The sequence below is a fragment of the Paraburkholderia sp. J7 genome (assembly GCF_905220155.1).
Taxonomy (GTDB): Bacteria; Pseudomonadota; Gammaproteobacteria; order Burkholderiales; family Burkholderiaceae; genus Paraburkholderia.
Window position 1 is genome coordinate 1 of the sequence record NZ_CAJMYZ010000017.1, and the last position, 18,612, is coordinate 18,612.

Genomic DNA, 18,612 nt, shown 5'->3' on the forward strand with positions numbered 1-18,612 from the left:
GGTCAGGCCGCAGCATGCGCGCGGCGTGTTGCCGGTGTTCATGTTCTTCCACGGCGGTGGATGGATTCTCGGCGACTATCCGACGCATGAACGCCTCGTGCGTGACCTCGTGGTGCAGTCGGGCGCGGCGGCCGTGTTCGTCGAATACACGCCTTCGCCCGAAGCACGCTATCCGGTCGCGATCAACCAGGCCTACGCCGCAACGAAGTGGGTCGCCGCGCATGGCGAGGAAATCGGCGTCGATGGCGCGCGGCTCGCGGTGGTGGGCAACAGCGTGGGCGGCAACATGGCCGCGGTCGTCAGCCAGATGGCGAAGGACCGTAATGGCCCGGCGATCCGCTTCCAGGGCCTCATGTGGCCGGTGACGGACCACGCATTCGACAACGCCTCCTACGACGCTTTCGAAAACGGTTACTTCCTGAGCCGCGACATGATGAAGTGGTTCTGGAATGCCTACATCACCGACGCGACCGACGCAGGCGAGCGCAACCAACGCTACGCATCGCCGCTGCGCGCCACGCTCGACGAGTTGAAGGGCTTGCCGCCCGCGCTGATCCAGACAGCGCAGTTCGACGTGCTGCGCGACGAAGGCGAAGCCTACGGACATCGGCTCGACCAGGCGGGCAACGACGTGACGACGACCCAGTACAGAGGCACGATTCACGACTTCGGCCTGCTCAACGTGCTCGCCGCCGACGCCCCGACACGCGCCGCCATGCAGCAGATGGCGACGGCATTGAAGACGCACCTGCAACAACGCATCCACTAACACGGATATCGAGAGCCAATCATGAACAACGCCAGACAACTGCTTGCCGCTTACCTTGAGTCGATTCGCGACCCGCACGCGGCAGCCGCATTATTCGCCGACGACGGCGTGCTGGAACTGCCGTATCTGAAGTCGCTCGGCATCGACGGCCGTGCGCAGGGACCGGAAGCGATTGAAGGTTTTATCGCTTCACTGCTCGCGAAAGTACCGGATTTCGAATTTAAAAACGTGCGTTTTCTGATCGAAACGCCGGAGCAGGTCTTCGCCGAATATTAAGTGGAAGCGCTCGTGCCGTCGACGGGAAAAATCTATCGGCAGATGTACGCGGGGCGGCTCGCGGCGCGTGACGGCAAGATCGCGCTGTTGCGGGAGGCACTGGATACGGTAAGGGCAGCAGACGCGTTCGCGATGACCCGTGCCGTCTGATGACGACATTGATGAAAGGCCGCTTTGTCGCTGCGGTCCTTGGAGCTGGCATTCCCGATCGCCGGACTCCCGGGTCGCTTGTCTGCCGCGTAGCCGCGTAGTGGTAATCATTGAAAGGCCTCCTGGCCGCCCAGAGAAGGGGCGCAGGGGGCGCCATCTTCCGTGTATGCATGAAGGCCGGTTCAACGCCGGCATCAGCGTTCGTCGGCAGTCTGATAGCGTGTCAGGCCGGGGGGAAAGTGCAGGGCGAACACTCGCGGGTGCCCTGAGACGTTCAGCCGCTCGTTCACGAAGTCGATGTCATCCCGATCATCGACTGACGGCAGGCGGCGGCGCCGCAGTGACATGCGTACATATTCCGGATATCCGCGGTGACATCGCCATCGATTACGAGGCCGCAGTCGATGAAGAGTTCGTCCCCGGCCCGGATGGCGGCGACTGTATGAATAAAAACCCGATCGCCGGCTTCGATTGCTTCGCAGTTCGGTGTGCATGCATGGTTCAGGAAGCGCGCGCTGTTGCCGCCGCGGCTCCCATCAATCACCCGGCCCTGATCCGGATCTCGCATGATGGCGCGGCGCACGCCTTGTGAGCGGCGTGGGGTTCCGAACATGTGCAAGCCTGAACGGGCGGCGAGTCCGATTGCCAGGGAAGCCGTCAACTTGCGCGGGTTCTCAGCGTTTGGTGTGGAAGTCTATCCGGACGATCACGGCGTTTGTTGTGCGCGCAACCGTGCAATCTTCGGCGCAATCATGACGCCTTGGCATGGCGCTTCTGACAATCGTTGACAGTGGGGCAAAGCCAATGCGCATATCATTGAGCTATGCATGCATTGCCACAACAAATATGCTTCCGCTTCCCTTCGCTATCCTGGCCTCGATCCTTCTTGGCGCAGCCCTTTGTGTGCTCGGCCTTCTGCTGCTCGGTTGTCCGATGTAGGGTACCTCGGATGGTGGGGGAGCGAGCATGGCGGAACATGGCGTACAAGGAGCGAATGGGTCATATCGTTAAGGGTTATTCGATGCCTGCCATCGGCCACAGGAATGTGATGGCGGCTCTGCGCGTGTTGGCAGGCGTCGAATAAGCCTCGATGGAGGAAACCGCGGGGCGCGCCGATTCGCTCGGAGTTTCGCGGCTATGGCGATTGATAGGTCAGGATGCTGCGCGGTGTGGGATGCGGCGCGACCAATCGGGATGTGGGATGGGCGTTGACGCGGTGGCGAAGCGGTGCAGTCGTGCAATCGCGATGATGCAGCGAGCACGCGAGGCAGGTCGCGACGTGATATGCGCAAGCGTCCGCTCGTGGGCCGCATTGACGCGAAGCCGACGTTCGACATGCAGATCGGGGAACCGTGGAGCTCATGTCTGACCCCGTCGCATCGGCGGTGCGCGGATCGGAGCGGTGGGCATGATGATGTCGATGACGATCATTGGCGCGCCGCAGTGGCGGCAGATAAAGGTGGGCCGGCGTTCAATGAGAGCGTCGTCTGGTGACAGGCTGAGCCCGGGTGCAACATGCAGCAGTTCGCGCACCTTTGCTAGATTGGCTCGACGCACCGGGTTGGCAAGCAATCCATAGTGACGGATCCGATGGAAGCCGCCGGGCAGGACATGGAGCAGGAAGCGGCGCATGAATTCGTCAGATTCGAGGGTCATGGCCTTGTAGCGGGTACGCCCCTTGGCACGGTAGTCCTTCCAGCGGAACGTCACGCCGCGTTCATCGAAGGAGATGAGACGCTGGTTGGAGATGGCGACGCGGTGCGTGTAGCGTGAGAGGTACTCAAGCACCGCCTTCGGTCCGGAGAACGGGCGCTTGGCGTAGACCACCCATTCGCAGGTGCGTAGCGGTGCAAGCCACCGGGCAAAGGTGGCAGGGTCCGCGAGCTCGGTGTACTCGCCGAAGAACTGCAGTTGGCCATGCCGGTGTGCCACTTCGAGCGCTTCGAGGAAGCGGCGGCGGAACAGGCGTGAGAGCACGCGCACCGGCAGGAAGAAGCCGGGCCGGCACGTAATCCAGCGCTCGCCATCGGGCGAGAGTCCGCCGCCGGGTACGATGCCGTGCACGTGTGGATGATGCGTGAGTGCTGAGCCCCAGGTGTGCAGGACGAGCGTGGCCCCGATCTGGGCGCCGAGGTGTCTGGGATCGGCGGCGATCGTGCGCAACGTGTCGGCGGCGATGTCGAGCAGCAGGCCGTAGATGATCCGTTTGTTGTACCAGGCGATCGCGCTGATGGGTGCGGGAAGCGTGAAGACGACGTGGAAGTATTCGATGGGTAGCAGATCGGCCTGGCGTGCCTCCAGCCAGCGGTGTGCGGCGCTGGCCTGGCACTTCGGGCAATGCCGGTCCCGGCACGAGTTGAAGGACATCTCTGTCCTTGCGCAGCCTGAACAGCGCAGCACATGTCCGCCCAGTGCCGCCGTGCGGCACCGTTCGATGGCCGACATGACCTTCAGTTGCCCCGGGCTCAGCCGTACCGTGTTTCGCCATGCTGGCCCGCGGGCGCGGAAGATGTCCGCGACCTCAAGCACGGGACGTCCTGCGGGGCCAGTCTATTCGGAGGGCAGGAGCTCCAGTGGGCTGGTGACTTCGCGCAGCAGGTCGGTGGCCACCTGCGCGTAAAGCGCAGTCGTCTCGAGCTTCTTGTGACCGAGCAGCACCTGGATGACGCGGATGTCGACCTTCTGTTCCAGAAGATGGGTGGCGAAGCTGTGACGCAGCGTGTGCATGGACACGCGCTTGTCGATCTGCGCAGTCACGGCAGCGGCGTGTATTGCGCGGTTGAGCTGCTTCGGGGTCAGTGGGTTGACGGGATCCATGCCCGGAAACAGCCAGCCACCATCGAGCATCTTCCCCTGGGCACGCGCGACGCGCCACCAGACGCGCAGGCGTTCGAGCAGCACGGGCGAGAGCATCGCGTAGCGATCCTTGCGGCCCTTGCCCTGCTCGATGCGCAGCGTCATGCGTTGGCTGTCGATGTCGCCGACCTTCAGCGCGACCACTTCGCTCGCGCGAAGGCCGGCGCCGTAGGCAACCGAGAGCGCAGTTTGGTGCTTGAGATTGCCCGCCGCGGCAATGAGCCGGCGGACCTCATCGGGGCTTAGGACGACGGGCAGCACACGGGGCACGCGCACCGGCTGCATGCCAGCCATCAGTTCGGGCTGCCTGAGCGTGACCTCGAAGAAGAACTTCAGCCCGGTGATCGCGGCATTGAGAGAAACCGGAGAAGTACCGTGATCGACCAGATGCAACTGGTAGCGTCGCAGGTCCTCGGCGGAAGCCGTGTCGGGAGAGCGGCGGAGAAACCCGGCGAACTCTCGCACGAACCTCAGATAGGCGTACTGGGTCTTCGGAGAAAGCTGACGCATGCGCATATCGTCGATCATGCGCTGGCGCAGCGGGCTGACGGCTGGTTGGAAGGAGGTCATGATTCGGCTCCTGCTGAAGAACGAGGCGGATTGCCTCATTCGCCAACATAGAACCGGGCGCCCGGCCTCTCCCTGACCTCAAGCGTCGGACCGTAGCCCCTACCGCGTAAGCGGTTTAGTCCATCGACCCAGAGCGGTCCTCCGATGCATCTTGCTACCAACGACTCGTTTCAAAGCTATTCCGGTCATTCCTTCGAACACCGATGATTCGTGAACGGAAGAGGTGTTGCCCGAAGCATTTGGCCGACCGCTGCCCCACAGCATCGCACGAAATCTACCCCTTGCGGTGGCTCACGGTCCTCCACGCGAACGGAAGCAACCGGCAGCACAGCGCTGCCGGCTCGCGCGAGTCACCACATTCGCGTACCTCGTTCACCCTTTGAGTTTCTCGAAGTCCGGTAGGCCCCAGGACTTGTCGAAGAACGCTTGCGTCGGCGCGTAAAAGCGGAAGTAGGCGAACCAGCCCTTGTCCGGTACGGTCTGTATCCAGTTCGCTTCCTTCCCGGGGGGCGCCGTCGGGCCAAAATAGACGTCGATGGAGCCATCCGCGTTTTTGACGATGTCTTCCTTGCGTGAAGACAGATCGGGCCGTCCCTGCGCGGCAACGACCATTTGCCGCGTGCCCTCGTCGTATGCGGTCACCGACCAGAATTGCTCGACTGGAGGATCAGGCGGAACGTGCAACTTGTAGGTATTGCCGCCACTCAGCCAGTTGCCGTCGCGATCGCTGTACGAGGCAATGTAACGTTGCCCGACGCCGGGTGTCTGCGTCAGCATTCCTTTTGAAACGGCCACTGCTTCGTAGAACCAGGCTGCCCGCTCGTCGAACTGGTCGCAGTCCGCCGCACGTTGATCCACAGAGACGACAAGCGCGTGCTTCCAGTGCGTACCAGGCCAGAAGTCGGGCTCTACCCGCTTGTCGGAAGTGTTCGCCTTGGCCATTGCTTCGCCTACGACCGCAGCGTCTTCGAGGATTTTCTTCTGGCGCGCATCCGGATTGAATGGCTTGCCCTTTTCGATTCCAAGGAAGCGGAGCTGCGGCAGGATCAGGCGATCTCTCTCCATGACGGGCTCGCTCTGAATCACGTTGTTCAGGCTCTCCCAATAGGCCATGCCATGCGGGGGCATTTGACTCCACACTTCGTCGCCGGCTGGACGCACGGCCATGGCCGGCCCTGCGCCACTGGGTGACCACTGGTAGGTCTTAATGCCGGGAACGATCTCGCGGATTTCCTTTTCCTTGTCAGCGCCCAGAAGTCTCACGCCGGCGAATACCGTCCTGCCCGCAGACTGGACGACATAGTAGCCTTCAGGGTCTACCGTCGAGTGACCGGGCGGCAGGATCAGATACTTGCCACCCTGGCCCTGGTCCGGGCCGACTACGCCAAGATCCGCGAGAACACGCTGCCACGCGTCCATGATCATGCCCGCCATCAGGCCCCGCGGAAGTTCCACGACCAATGGCCCGCTCTCCTGCAGATCGATCAGCGTGGCGATATAGGGTGTTGTGTAATTTGGCGTGAGAATGCCGAGTTTTTCCTTGAAGTCGAGATACGAGAGCATCTGGCCGTTTTGCGCCTTGAACACGTCGCGATGGGCCGATCGCCATTGCTCCATGCCGACCGCCGGAATGCCCCAGAGATACGCCTGGCAGGCGCGCTGGAAATCCATTTCATCGTAGAGCTTCTGCACTGTCTCCTGTGACGGATAACCGCTCTCAAAGGCGAGTTTGCCGATGCGCGTGTCGACAATTTCCTGGGCGACACGGCTTGCCGGGCTGCCAGGAAGGGCGCTGAACGTAAAGATGGATGAAAGCGATCTCACTGTAACCTCTTTCAACGAGCGTGTTCAGGGATGACTTCCTTCGCCGGTGAAGTTGCCAGTTAAGTCCTTGGCGGAGCACTCCATTGCGTGCGGCGCCGCTCGACCTTTGTTCCCGGAAGGAGCCGAAGGCAGGGGCAGGAAATCGAGCCTACTTTGCACGTAGAGGCCAGTGACGATCCATAGGGGTTAAGGGCAACTGGATTGCCCTTGAAGGCAATGCAACGTTATCGATCGTGCCGCCATGGACGAAAGGGGCAGATCCTGCATGATCGGGCAACTGAATTGCCCCAACTCCCTATCGCGTCCGTTTCAAACCTCGGTAACACTGCCAGACGACACTCGTCTGCGTGTCGAAAGCAGGATTCGGCCGTCGGCCGCACGCATCAATTGACCGGGTCGGGAACAACGACGTCGAATAGCAACGCAAATCGAGCGACGCTGTTCGCGTTGTCTGTTGCGTCAACTTTCGGAGGCCACACCATGGCACAAACGAGTCGATTCGATGCCCTCGCGAACAGCGCATTCGTCGAAGGACGGCCAACCGCCGAGACGGCGAGCTCGCTCAAGGACGAGTTACTGTTTCAGCGCGCCACCCAGACTTACCTCTGGGCCATGCCCTTGCTCAACACGATGGGCATGCGCGACGGCTTCGCCGACGCATACGGCACCGGCTACAACGTCATGGCGATCTGGGAAAAGCGTCTCGACGCAAAGACGCTGATCACGACGCCAAATTCCGACCTGATCTACGGCATGCTGTTCGTCAATCTCGCCGACACGGGGCCGCTGGTTTTCGATGCGCCGCCAAAGCTGCAAGGCATCCTGCTCGACATGTGGCAACGCCCGGTACCCGGGCCGACGGTCAATGGCATTGCCTACGCCGGCGACCTCGGCCTGCCGGGACCGGACGGTGGCGCGGGCGGCAAATTCCTGATTCTTCCGCCGGGCTACATGGGCGACGTACCTTCGGACTACTACGTATATCGCTCCGGGACGAACAACATCTTCATTTTCCTGCGCTCGTTCTATCAGTCGCTCGACAACATCGGCCCCGCGTCGGATCTCCTCAAGCAATCCGTGCTGTATCCGCTTGGCAAGAAGGACAGCGCGGAGAAGATGAAATTCGTCGACGCTTCGGGCGTGCCGCACGACATGCTGCCGCGCAGTGACGCCACCGCGTTCCGTGATCTCAAGTATCTGGTGGATACCGAAGGCGGCAGCCTCGCCGATCCGGACTGGTTGGGCATGCTTGCCGGCATTGGCATCGTGAAGGACAAGCCGTTCGAGCCCGACGCCAACACGACGAAGATTCTCGACGATGCCGCGAAAACGGGCTACAAGACGAGTCGTGTGATCGGGTTGCAGGCAGGCAGTGAACTTCGTGTCTTCGAAGACCGGCAATGGGTGAATCCGGTCAACAACGTTTCCGCGCGCTGGCCTAACGCCGTCAATGACCTCAGTTTCTCTTCGAACAGCGGCGGCCATCGCGACCTCGATGCGCGCATCTGGTTCTTCACGGACTACTACTCCATCAGTCCCGGCATGGTGTCGATGACAGCGGGTAAAGGCGCCTTCTACATGATCGCGTTCAACGATGAATCGGGCCAGCCGCTGGTGGGGACGCAGAGCTACAGGGTCACGCTGCCCGCGAATATCCCGGCGGAGCTCTTCTGGTCGGTGACGTTGTACGACGCCTCGAATGCATCGGGCCTCCAGAACGGTCAGCCATTCCCGTCGCTAGGCAAGCTCAATCATCCGAAGGAAAACGCGGACGGCAGCACGACGCTTTACGTCGGACCGGAGGCGCCCCAAGGTGAGGATGGCAACTGGCTGGCCACGGCGCCAGGGAAGGGCTTCTTTGCGATCCTGCGGCTCTATGCACCGGCCGAAGCCGCGCTCAACGGCAGCTGGAAGCCAGGCGACTTCGAACGCGTGAAGTGACAGATGCGCGGGCGTGGCCGCGCTGTCGTTGATCGCGTGCAGCCAATCGTCGCCGGGGCCGGGCGCGCGTGTGCGCCCGCGTCACGAGCACTAAAGCGTCAATCCGCCGGGTTCGACCGATACCGGTTGCGATACTCGCGCGGACTGATGCCATGCAGCCGTTTGAATCCGCGGCTGAAATTCGACATCTCGCTGAAGCCCGTGCGTTCCACGATCTCACCGATCGGTAAAGACGTTTGCCGCAGGTACCAGCACGCCAGTTCGCTGCGCACTTCGTCGATCAGGTCCTGGTAAGCGAGATTCTCGGCGCTCAGGCGGCGGGCGAGCGTGCGTTTCGATACCGCGAGTTGCGAGGCGACTTCCTCGAGCGTGGGCCACTGCGGCGCCTGGGCATTGAGCAGTTTGCGGATACGCGCGCCCACGTTGCCGGATATTCTCGTCAGCTCTTCTTCACCCGCCATTGTCATCAGGCGATACAGATCGACGTCGGCGGTCGGTGAGGGCTTGCGCGCCGCGTTGGCCGTAAAGCCGACGCTGAACGCTGCCTCGCCAAAGCGGAAGCACGGCGACATGACGTTGTGGACGCTTCCCAGATCGGCGGGGGCGTGCCACGGAAAGCCGATGAACCCCTCGCTCAATGTGAGCGGTTCGGAAATCGCCCGAAGGATGTTCAGGATCGCGACCGCCGTCGCGTACTGCAGAAAGCGTTCATAGGCGCGCAGGTCGAGGCGCGGGGTCATCTGGATCGTGACCAGCCGGTCGTCTTCGGCGAAACGATAGTTGAAGAGACCGTTGCGCATCGGCACGTAGCGCACGACGGCCTCCATCGCGTCCCGGATCGTCGGGCTCGAGATCGCGGCCATGCCCATCGGACCGTGCGCGCCGCCCGGGATCGCCATACCGACTTCAACACCGGAGAGTGGACGCGTTGCCGCGAGGATCGCGTCGAACGAAGGCAAAAAGTCGATGATCGGGAGAAGCCGCGCGAGTCCCGCCGGCGGCCGCGGACTGGGGAGGTCGCGCTCTTCGAGCAGCCTCGCGAAGATGTGGAAATAGGACGTGTGTATCGCCGGTTCGAACCAGCCCGCCGGCATGTCACGGGCCGCCACCCTGCGATTTCCCCTCCCAGCCGTGCTCATCTTGTCCCCACCCACCATTAATTTTGGCATCTTAGGATAAATTTATGGCACGTACAACCCTGTGCCTGTGCGGGGTGTCCCGTGAGAATGGCCGACAGTTGACCTCGCCCGATTCGCGGCGCGGTAAAGCAAAAACAAAGTCGGAGACACCATGCAATACCCGAGCGCCACGCTTTCGACGGAGGCAGACCATGTCGTCTAATGCCTCGTCCAAAAACCCCATCAAGATTCCCGCGGAAAAAAAGGCCGAACTCTACCGCCTGACGAATCCGCCTGCGCTCGCGTGGCCGACGTTGTGGCTCATGCTCTACATCGTGGTCGGCACCGTTGCCGTCGATGTGGCGGCCTTCAAAGGCTGGATTCCGATGTGGGCCGGCATGCTGCTGAACGTAGCCACGATGTGGCCGGTGTTCCATGTGGCGCACGACGCGCTGCATCGCGCCGCGTCGTCGAATCTCACGCTGAACGAATGGATCGGCCGCATCGGTCTCGTGCTCGTCGTGCCGCACGTCTCGCTCGAAGTGTTCCGCTACTCGCACATGATCCATCACCGCTTCACGAACGATCCGCAGGACCCGGATCATTACGTGCACGGCCCATGGTGGAACATCTGGCTGCGCTGGATGACCTTCGACCTGTACTACGCCTGGTACAACCTGCGCAGCGGCGATCCGCGTGCGAAGAAAACGCTGCGCCAGACCATGCCGTATGTAATCGCGACCATTGCCATCGTGGCCGCGCTCTGCTATTTCGGCCACGCTCGCGAAGTGCTGATGCTGTGGCTGATTCCGTCGCGCATCACGCTCGGTCTCATCGCATTCACGTTCCTTTGGCTGCCGCACCTCGACGGCGACGAGAACGGCAAGCTCGTGCACATCACGACGGCCGCATCGACGAGCAACAACCTGACTGCCGGCACGACCATGCGCCTTGGCCGCGAGCGCGTGCTCGAACCGCTGATGCAGTGGCACAACTATCACCTGATCCACCATCTGTGGCCGACGACACCGTCGTACAACCACCGCGCCGTATGGGAATTGATGGAGCCTGAACTGCGTGCGCGCGATCTGCGCATCCAGCACGGCTTCGACCTTATCCCAACGTTCCACCCCGGCGGCACGACCGCGGCCGGCACGCATTGATTCGAGGCTTCACGTGAAGAAATACCGCTGTTCCTATTGCGCCCATGTGTACGACGAAGCGAAAGGCGATCCGGATTCCGGCATTGCGCCGGGCACGCGCTTCGAAGATATTCCCGACGACTGGAGTTGCCCCGAGTGCGGCGCCGCAAAGTCGGATTACTTCCTGATTGAAGACTGAGACTACGTAGTCAGCAGTTCATAAGGCGAACGGACTGAGATCCGGCCCAAAAAATCGGAGACATCGAATGAGAATCGCAAAGGTAGTCATTGGCCTGCTGATCCTGATTGCAGCGGCTGGCGGGTTGGTCGTCTTCTGGGCGTCGTCGAAGCTCAAGCACGACGATCCGGCCACACCGCGCCCGGAATTCACGCGTTACGAACTCGATTCGGGCGTGGCGGACGGCAGCGCGAAACCCACGCCCGTGGGTTACGCCGTGGACAGCGCAGGCCGCCAGTGGATCCTGCCCGAGATGCCGAATGCGCGTGCGCTCGACATTCATACGGCGGCCAACACGAAGCACGACCTGAGCCTGCATACCTGCTTCTGGCCGGGCCCGCGCGCGCGCAGCGGTGTGTACACCAACGACCAGAACTCGTTTCATTTCGAAAACCAGTTCCCGGATACCGCCACGACCTACGTGCCTACCGCGTTCAAACTGCCGCCCGGCGCGAAGCTCGTGATCAAAGGCCAGTATCCGCACATGCGTCACTGGAACTTCAACACGTACAACGCGAAGGGCCAGCCGCAGGACTCGCTGAGCGACATCGACATCAATCCGGATGCGGGCTCGTCCAATCCGTTCCGCCCCGGCGTGCCGCGTAACGTCGCTGCGCGCAATTACACGGTCTATATCGTGAGCGGTCCGGCGCCCGGGCAACGTGCGGCCAACACGCTCTACACGAATGCGGATGCCGGTGAGGAAGTGTTCCTCTGGATGCGCAACTTTGTGCCCGACAACAGCGTCGATTACGCGGGCGCGGTGCCGCTGCCGGGCATCCAGCTTCAGATGGCCGATGGTTCGGTCCTGAACGAAGACGCCGCCTGCGCCGCCACCGACACGCCGATGCGCGGCAAGCAACTGCCGCACAACGTCAATCCGATCGCGTGGGAGGTGCTGACCCATCTGCCCTGGGTCGATTCGGAGAACCCGGGCGCGTCGGACGCGACCGTGCGTCCGCTGCAGGCCTTCTTCAATCGCAAGCAGGTCGTGCTCGACGCCTTCGTGCCCGCGCTCGCGCCGAAGGATCCGGAACTGCTGGGTGGCTGGTGGAGCAACAAGGCCACGCGCTACGGTTACACGTTCCTGAGCCGCAATTTCGGCAAGGTCTACGTCGTGACGGGGCGTTTGCCGACCACGCCGAAGACGTACAACGGCGAAACGAACAACGACGCCGACGCGCAGGTTCGCTACGTCTCGTTCTGCACGGGCGGATCGCTGGCCGCTGCCACGACGACCGATTGCCTCTACGACGAACAGGTGCAGCGCACGCTCGACAAGGCCGGGCACTATTTCATCGTGGTCACGCGTCCAGAAGATCGTCCGACGAACGCCACCGAGCAGTGCGGCGTGGAATGGATGGACTTCGGCAACGGCGACGGCCTCGTGAGCGGTTCGTCGGAGTGGGCGATCTTCATCAACCGCCACACGATGATCAATCCTTCGTTCAAACAAAGCTGGTTTGCCGTCAAGAAGCCGGGCACCGAAGCCGAAGCCATGGGCGACTATCTGCCGCGCGTCATCAACATGCGCGAGAAGGCGAAGTTCGAAGCGCTCGGGTGCCCGGTCGATACGTCGAAACTCACCGGCATGCTTGCCGCCAACTAATTGCGCCTGAACTGGGCACATCGAGGGGAACGGCTATGACGCATCGCGAGTTCGACTATGTGGTGATTGGCGGGGGCTCGGCGGGCAGCGTGATCGCCGGGCGGTTGAGCGAGGACGCGCGCACGAGCGTCCTCGTGCTGGAGGCGGGCGGCCGCGGCGACAGCGCCGTTGTACGCACGCCGGCAGGGGTCGTCGCGATGCTGCCGACCAAGGTGAACAACTATGGCTTCGAGACCGTTCCGCAGGTCGGGCTGAATGGCAGAAAGGGCTATCAGCCGCGCGGACGTTGTCTCGGCGGCTCCTCGGCCATCAACGCGATGGTCTACATCCGCGGACATCGTTCGGACTACGATCATTGGGCCGCGCTCGGAAATCATGGCTGGTCGTACGAGGACCTGCTGCCGTATTTCATTCGCAGCGAGAACAACGCGAACATTCGCGGCGCCCTGCACGGCAACGACGGGCCGCTGCATGTGAGCGACCTGCGAAGCGGCAATCCGTTCCAGCAGATCTATCTCGATGCGGCGCGCGAAGCCGGTTTTCCGCTGACCGCCGATTTCAATGGCGAGCAGCAGGAGGGCGTCGGCATTTACCAGGTGACGCAGAAGAACGGCGAGCGCTGGAGTGCAGCGCGCGGTTATCTGCATCCGCACATGGGCAAGCGCAGCAATCTGGACGTGCTCGATGGCGCGCAGGTCAACCGAATCGTGTTTTCGGGCAAGCGGGCGACCGGCGTCGAGTACGTGCGCGACGGCGAGACCTTCACCGTCAACGCGCGCAAGGAAGTCGTGTTGTGCGCGGGCGCCTTCCAGTCGCCGCAACTGCTCATGCTGTCGGGCGTGGGTCCGGCGGAGCATCTGCGCCAGCACGGCGTACGGGTGCTGCACGAGTTGCCCGGCGTGGGCGCGAATCTGCAGGACCACCCCGACTTCATTTTCGGGTATCGGGCAAAGAGCCTCGACCTCGTGGGCTTCTCCGCCGGCGGCACGCTGCGCATGGTGCGCGAGACGGCGCGCTATCTGCGCACACGTCAGGGCATGCTCAGCAGCAACTTCGCCGAAGGTGGCGCCTTCCTGAAGACGGATGCGTCGCTCGCGGCACCGGATATTCAGCTTCACTTTGTCGTGAGCCTCGTCGAGGATCATGCGCGCAAGCTGCATCTTGCGCATGGCTATTCGTGCCACGTGTGCCTGCTGCGCCCGCAAAGCCGCGGCACCGTGACGCTCGCCGGCAACGATCCGCGTTCGGCACCGCGGATCGACCCGGCGTTCCTTTCGCACGATGACGATCTCGAACGGCTCGTCGCCGGGTTCAAGATGACGCGCCGTTTGATGGACGCGCAGCCGCTGGCCCGTTTGCGCAGCGGGGATCTGTTCACGGCCGACGTGCGCACCGACGACGACATTCGACGCGTGCTGCGCGAGCGCGTCGATACCGTCTATCACCCGGTGGGCACCTGCAAGATGGGCGTCGACGATATGGCCGTGGTTGATCCGCAACTACGCGTGCGCGGCGTCGCGAACCTGCGCGTCGTGGATGCCTCCATCATGCCGACGCTGATCGGTGGCAACACCAACGCGCCGATCATCGCGATCGCCGAGCGCGCGGTGGATCTCATGCGGGCGACGGCGTAGTCGTCGTGGTCGCCTGCGATTTGAAGAACGCAATTGAAACTGGCTTAGCATCATGAGCAATCAACCCGAGCCCACCTACGTCATCGACCCGGACCGCTGGCCGAATCTCGTGGCGCTGTTCGAGCACGCCATGGAACGTTACGCGGACAAGCCCGCGTTCACGTGTCTCGGGCAAACACTGACCTATCGCGACGTCGATGCGCAGTCGCGCGCGTTTGCCGCGTATCTGCAATCGGAGCTGAAAGTCGGAGCGGGCGACCGCGTGGCCATGATGTTGCCCAACCTGCTCGCGTTTCCGGTCGCCATGATCGCAATCGCGCGCGTGGGCGCTGTGCAGGTCAACGTGAATCCGCTGTACACGGCGCGTGAACTCGAACATCAACTCAACGACGCCCTGGCGACGACGATTGTCGCATTCGGCGGCGTGGCGGCAACGGTCGTGCAGGTCGCGAGCCGCACCGCGCTGCGCAACGTCATCACGGTCGGTGCGCCGGGCGCGACGCCCGGCGTCGAACCCAGCTCGCCGATGGCGCGCGCGGTCGCGTTCGAGTCCGCCATCGAGATCGGCCAAAGCTTGCCGTTCAAGCCAGCCGAGATCGATCGCGACGACCTGATCTTCCTTCAGTACACGGGCGGCACGACGGGTGTGGCGAAGGGCGCCTCGCTCTCGCATCGCAACCTGCTCGCCAATGTCGAGCAATTCAAGTCGATCATCCCGGACAACCGCCGTGAAGGCGAAGAACGCGTCGTGACGGCGATTCCGCTGTATCACATCTTCGCGTTGATGGTGAATTTCATCACCTACTTCTCGCTCGGCGGTCACAACTGGCTCGTGCCGAATCCCCGCGACGTGAATGCGCTCATTGACGTGCTGAAGACTTCGCGCTGCTCGGTTTTTACAGGGGTAAACACGCTGTTCACGGGCCTCGTTGCGCATCCGCGCATCGGTGAAGTCGACTTCTCTTCGCTGCGCATGGCGGGCGGCGGCGGCTCGGCCATCATGGAAGCGACGTCTGCGAAGTGGAAGGCGTTGACCGGGGTGTTCATCCGGGAAGGCTACGGTTTGTCGGAAACGAGCCCTATCGTGAGCTTCAATCCGCCCGATGTGGACAGCTTTAACGGCACGACGGGCCGGCCTTTGCCCGGCACGCGCATCAAGATCCTCAAGGACGACTACGCCGAGGCTGCCAAGGGCGAGACAGGCGAAATCTGCGTGAAGGGTCCGCAGGTCATGCGCGGCTACTGGCGCAAGCCTGAGGCCAACCTGGTGGCCTTCACGGCGGACGGCTATTTCCGCACCGGCGATATCGGCCTGCTCGACGAACGCGGCTTCCTGAAGATCGTGGACCGCAAGAAAGACATGATCATCGTGTCGGGCTTCAACGTGTTTCCGAACGAAATCGAGTCCGTGGTGAGCGCGTGCGCAGGCGTGCAGGAATGCGCATGCGTCGGCGTGAAAGACGAGCGCACGGGCGAGGCGGTCAGCGTCTACGTGGTGCGCGCGCCGGGTTCGACGCTCGAGGCCGACGCATTGATTGCGTGGTGCCGCGAACAGCTCACGGCATACAAGGTGCCGAAACAGATTGTTTTCGTCGACGCCCTGCCGAAGTCGACCGTCGGCAAGGTGCTGCGCAGGGAACTGCGCGCGTAACACCGTGATCTCCAACCTGCGAGAGGAAAATAATGAATGCACCGATGATGCACGCGGACGCGCCGGCCATTCCCGCTGACTTCACTGCCTGCCACGATGCGCAGCGCGAGGCCCATCTTCAGAATCCCGAGCCGGACTATCGCGAGCGGCTCGCCGACCTCGCGTCCCTCGGCCGGCTCATCAAGGACAACCAGCAGGCAATCGTCGAGGCAATCAGCCGTGACTATGGCAACCGTTCCGAGTTCGAGACATTGTTCGGCGAGATCTTCGTCGTGCTCGAAGGGATCAAGTCAACTTCGAAGCACCTGAAGAAGTGGATGAAACCGCAACGACGTCAGGTCGACGTGCTGCTGTATCCGGGCGCGTCGAACACGCTGATTCCGCAGCCGCTCGGCGTTGTCGGCGTGATCGTGCCGTGGAATTTCCCGATCAACCTGACGTTCTCGCCGCTCACGGCCATCTTCGCGGCGGGCAATCGCGCGATGGTGAAAATGTCCGAGAATTCGCAGCATCTCGCAGACCTGCTCATGCGCGTGAGCCCGCGCTATTTTCCCGAGACGAAGCTGAAGTTCTTCGACGACGGCGGCGGTCGTGGACCCGCGTTCTCGTCGATTCCGTTCGACCATCTGCTGTTCACCGGGTCGGGCGCGACGGGCCGTGCGGTGATGGCCAATGCAGCACGCAATCTCACGCCGGTCACGCTCGAACTCGGCGGCAAGGCGCCGGCGATCGTCGGTCCCGACTTTCCCGTGAAGACGGCCGCGGAACGCATCATGTGGGCGAAGATGTTCAACGCGGGCCAGATCTGCACGAACGTCGATTACGTGTTCCTGCCCGAAGAAGGCGTGACGGAGTTCGTCGGGCATTGCAAGCGGCTCTTCGCGGAACGCTTCCCTGACATCAATGCGAATGACTTCACGTCGATTATCGATGAGCGCTCGTACGAGCGCCTTCAGCACACGCTTGAAGACGCCCGCAACAAGGGCGCGACGCTCGTGAATCTGGCGCAAGGACAGCGGCCGGACCGGAGCGTACGTAAATTTGCGCCGCACCTCGTGCTCAACCCGACCGCTGACATGATCGTGTCGCAGCGCGAAATCTTCGGGCCGATCCTGCCGATCCGCACGTACCGCGACAAGACAGAAGTTGCGCGCTACATCAACGCGCACGACCGGCCGCTCGCGCTGTATCCGTTCACGCGCGACAAGCAACTGCAACGCTTTTATATCTCGCACGTGATGTCGGGCGGCGTGTCCGTGAACGAAGCGATGCTGCACATCGTGCAGCACGACCTGCCGTTTGGCGGCGTCGGCCCCAGCGGGATGGGTCACTACCACTCGCGCGAGGGCTTCACTACGTTCTCGAAGCTGCGACCGGTCTTCCGCCAGGGACCGATGTCGGGCATTCAGATGCTGCTTCAGCCGCCGTATCACGGCAAGGCACTGAAGCTGATCAAACTGCTGATCAAGTTGAAGGGGTAAGTGGGGCAATGGACGAAATGAGTGGGCAGCAAGGCGCGATCACGGTGATCGGTGCAGGCGCGGCGGGCTGGGGCACGATACGCGAGTTCAGAAAGCGCGACGCTGTGACGGAGGTCACACTGATTAGCCTCGATGATGCCGACTTCTATTCGAAACCGGCAATCTCGAACGCGCTCGCGCAAAAGCGCGCTCCCGCGGATCTCGTGACGACGCCGGGCGTGGACCTGGCGGCCACGCTCAACGTGAGGCTCGTCGCGCGGTCGCGGGTGACGTCGATCGATACAACCGGCAGGTCGGTGCAGGTCCAGACGCATGAAGCGGGCGTACTCACGCTGCCCTATAGCTGCCTCGTGCTCGCCACGGGTGCGCAACCGACCCGGGTGCCCGTCGCCGGCGACGAAGACCAGATCGTTTCGGTCAACAACCTCGACGACTACCGCCGGTTCCATGCGCTGCTCGGCTCGACGGCGAAGCGGGTCTTGATTCTGGGCGCGGGCCTTATCGGTTGCGAGTTCGCCGAGGATCTGCTCGCCGCGGGGCATGAAGTGCGGATCGTCGACCCCGCACCGCGTCCACTTGCTTCCATCCTGCCGGAGGCCGCGTCGAGACTCGTGCAGAACGCGCTTGCGCAGCGGGGCGTGCGATGGGATCTCGGCGCGACACTTGCGAAGGTCGAGCAAAAGGCCGGGGGAGCACTGTGCGCCACCCTCTCTACGGGCGAGGCGCATACGGCCGACCTGGTGCTGAGCGCGGTGGGCCTGAGGGCAGACATCGCGCTGCCGCAAGCCGCCGGCATTCGCTGCGAGCGCGGCGTGCTGGTCGACGACCATCTGCGAACGTCTGCGCCCGATGTCTATGCGCTCGGCGACCTCGCACAGTATGGCGCGGCCGGCAATCGCACGCTGCCGTACGTGATGCCGATCATGCACGCTGCGAGAGCACTCGGCGCGACGCTTGCCGGTGAGTCCACCGCAGTGACTTTTCCTGTCATGCCGGTGTTGATCAAGACGCCTTCCGTGCCCACGGTGGTCGTGTCTCCGCGACCGGGCAGCGAAGGCGCATGGCAATCGCTCGGTGAATCGAGCGCCTCGGCGTGGCGTTTCGTCGATGGGGCAGGCAAGCAGCGAGGGTTCGCCTTGCTCGGCGAAAGCGTGGGGCGCCGCATGGAAATGGTGAAATCGATGTCGCTTTGATCCGATCGCGCGTGTGACGGTCTCGATGGAAGTCGAGCCGCACGGGCAGGAACGGTTAAGGAGCGCAGAGTTAGCTGGGTGTTCTTGTTTAGTAGTAAGGATAACAAATCAAATGATCGGGCCTGTATGAAATTGCAGCTCGAATCAGATTGAAAACGAG

The 18,612-nt window shown here is 62.6% G+C and carries 15 protein-coding genes and 1 pseudogene; 11 read left to right on the forward strand and 5 right to left on the reverse strand.

Annotated features, from left to right (window positions below; translation table 11 throughout):
* The 3 genes from U5A58_RS25605 to U5A58_RS25615 all read left to right on the forward strand — a co-directional run.
* Positions 1 to 769 (forward strand): alpha/beta hydrolase (locus tag U5A58_RS25605; RefSeq protein WP_321963580.1); only part of this gene is annotated, 769 nt, incomplete at its 5' end.
* Positions 770 to 790: 21 nt separating this feature from the next.
* Positions 791 to 1,045 (forward strand): nuclear transport factor 2 family protein, encoded by a 255-nt coding sequence (locus U5A58_RS25610; protein WP_321916092.1) that lies wholly within the window; start codon positions 791 to 793, stop codon positions 1,043 to 1,045.
* A complete protein-coding gene (locus tag U5A58_RS25615; protein WP_321916093.1) occupies positions 1,046 to 1,195 on the forward strand; it encodes a hypothetical protein in 150 nt (49 codons plus the stop codon). It abuts the gene before it with no gap.
* 286 nt (positions 1,196 to 1,481) lie between these two features.
* On the opposite strand, the pseudogene U5A58_RS25620 reads toward U5A58_RS25615, so the two are convergent.
* The 4 genes and pseudogenes from U5A58_RS25620 to U5A58_RS25635 all read right to left on the reverse strand — a co-directional run.
* Positions 1,482 to 1,745: pseudogene (locus tag U5A58_RS25620) on the reverse strand (SET domain-containing protein-lysine N-methyltransferase); the annotation flags it as partial.
* 809 nt (positions 1,746 to 2,554) lie between these two features.
* Positions 2,555 to 3,724, reverse strand: a complete 1,170-nt coding sequence (locus U5A58_RS25625) for an IS91 family transposase (protein WP_321963581.1) — start codon at positions 3,722 to 3,724, stop codon at positions 2,555 to 2,557.
* A gap of 21 nt (positions 3,725 to 3,745) precedes the next feature.
* On the reverse strand, positions 3,746 to 4,621 hold the full coding sequence (locus U5A58_RS25630; protein ID WP_321963582.1) for a site-specific integrase: 876 nt from the start codon (positions 4,619 to 4,621) through the stop codon (positions 3,746 to 3,748).
* Positions 4,622 to 4,993: 372 nt separating this feature from the next.
* Positions 4,994 to 6,445 carry a DUF1254 domain-containing protein gene (locus tag U5A58_RS25635; RefSeq protein WP_321916094.1) on the reverse strand — a complete coding sequence of 484 codons (1,452 nt, stop codon included), beginning with the start codon at positions 6,443 to 6,445 and terminating at the stop codon, positions 4,994 to 4,996.
* Between the two features lie 480 nt (positions 6,446 to 6,925).
* On the opposite strand from U5A58_RS25635, the gene U5A58_RS25640 reads away from it, so the two are divergent.
* Entirely contained in the window at positions 6,926 to 8,386 is a 1,461-nt protein-coding gene (locus tag U5A58_RS25640) for a DUF1254 domain-containing protein (protein ID WP_321916095.1), read from the forward strand.
* Positions 8,387 to 8,484: 98 nt separating this feature from the next.
* Here the strand turns inward: U5A58_RS25640 and U5A58_RS25645 are convergent, their stop codons facing one another.
* The gene (locus U5A58_RS25645; RefSeq protein WP_321916096.1) at positions 8,485 to 9,495 is read right to left on the reverse strand and encodes a helix-turn-helix transcriptional regulator; all 1,011 of its coding nucleotides are present in this window, start codon (positions 9,493 to 9,495) and stop codon (positions 8,485 to 8,487) included.
* Positions 9,496 to 9,716: 221 nt separating this feature from the next.
* Here U5A58_RS25645 and U5A58_RS25650 point away from each other — a divergent pair, with 221 nt between their 5' ends.
* The 7 genes from U5A58_RS25650 (at position 9,717) to U5A58_RS25680 (ending at position 18,452) form a co-directional block, all read left to right on the forward strand.
* A complete protein-coding gene (locus U5A58_RS25650; RefSeq protein WP_321916097.1) occupies positions 9,717 to 10,667 on the forward strand; it encodes a fatty acid desaturase in 951 nt (316 codons plus the stop codon).
* Between the two features lie 13 nt (positions 10,668 to 10,680).
* Positions 10,681 to 10,845 (forward strand): rubredoxin, encoded by a 165-nt coding sequence (gene rd, locus U5A58_RS25655; RefSeq protein WP_321916098.1) that lies wholly within the window; start codon positions 10,681 to 10,683, stop codon positions 10,843 to 10,845.
* Positions 10,846 to 10,912: 67 nt separating this feature from the next.
* Entirely contained in the window at positions 10,913 to 12,493 is a 1,581-nt protein-coding gene (locus U5A58_RS25660) for a hypothetical protein (protein WP_321916099.1), read from the forward strand.
* A 35-nt stretch (positions 12,494 to 12,528) separates the two neighbouring features.
* Positions 12,529 to 14,127 carry a choline dehydrogenase gene (locus tag U5A58_RS25665; RefSeq protein ID WP_321916100.1) on the forward strand — a complete coding sequence of 533 codons (1,599 nt, stop codon included), beginning with the start codon at positions 12,529 to 12,531 and terminating at the stop codon, positions 14,125 to 14,127.
* Between the two features lie 52 nt (positions 14,128 to 14,179).
* A complete protein-coding gene (locus U5A58_RS25670; protein ID WP_321916101.1) occupies positions 14,180 to 15,778 on the forward strand; it encodes an AMP-binding protein in 1,599 nt (532 codons plus the stop codon).
* A gap of 32 nt (positions 15,779 to 15,810) precedes the next feature.
* Positions 15,811 to 17,259, forward strand: coding sequence for a coniferyl aldehyde dehydrogenase (locus tag U5A58_RS25675; RefSeq protein WP_321963583.1), 1,449 nt, complete (start codon positions 15,811 to 15,813; stop codon positions 17,257 to 17,259).
* Between the two features lie 8 nt (positions 17,260 to 17,267).
* Positions 17,268 to 18,452 carry an NAD(P)/FAD-dependent oxidoreductase gene (locus tag U5A58_RS25680; RefSeq protein WP_321963584.1) on the forward strand — a complete coding sequence of 395 codons (1,185 nt, stop codon included), beginning with the start codon at positions 17,268 to 17,270 and terminating at the stop codon, positions 18,450 to 18,452.
* The last annotated feature ends 160 nt before the right edge of the window (positions 18,453 to 18,612 follow it).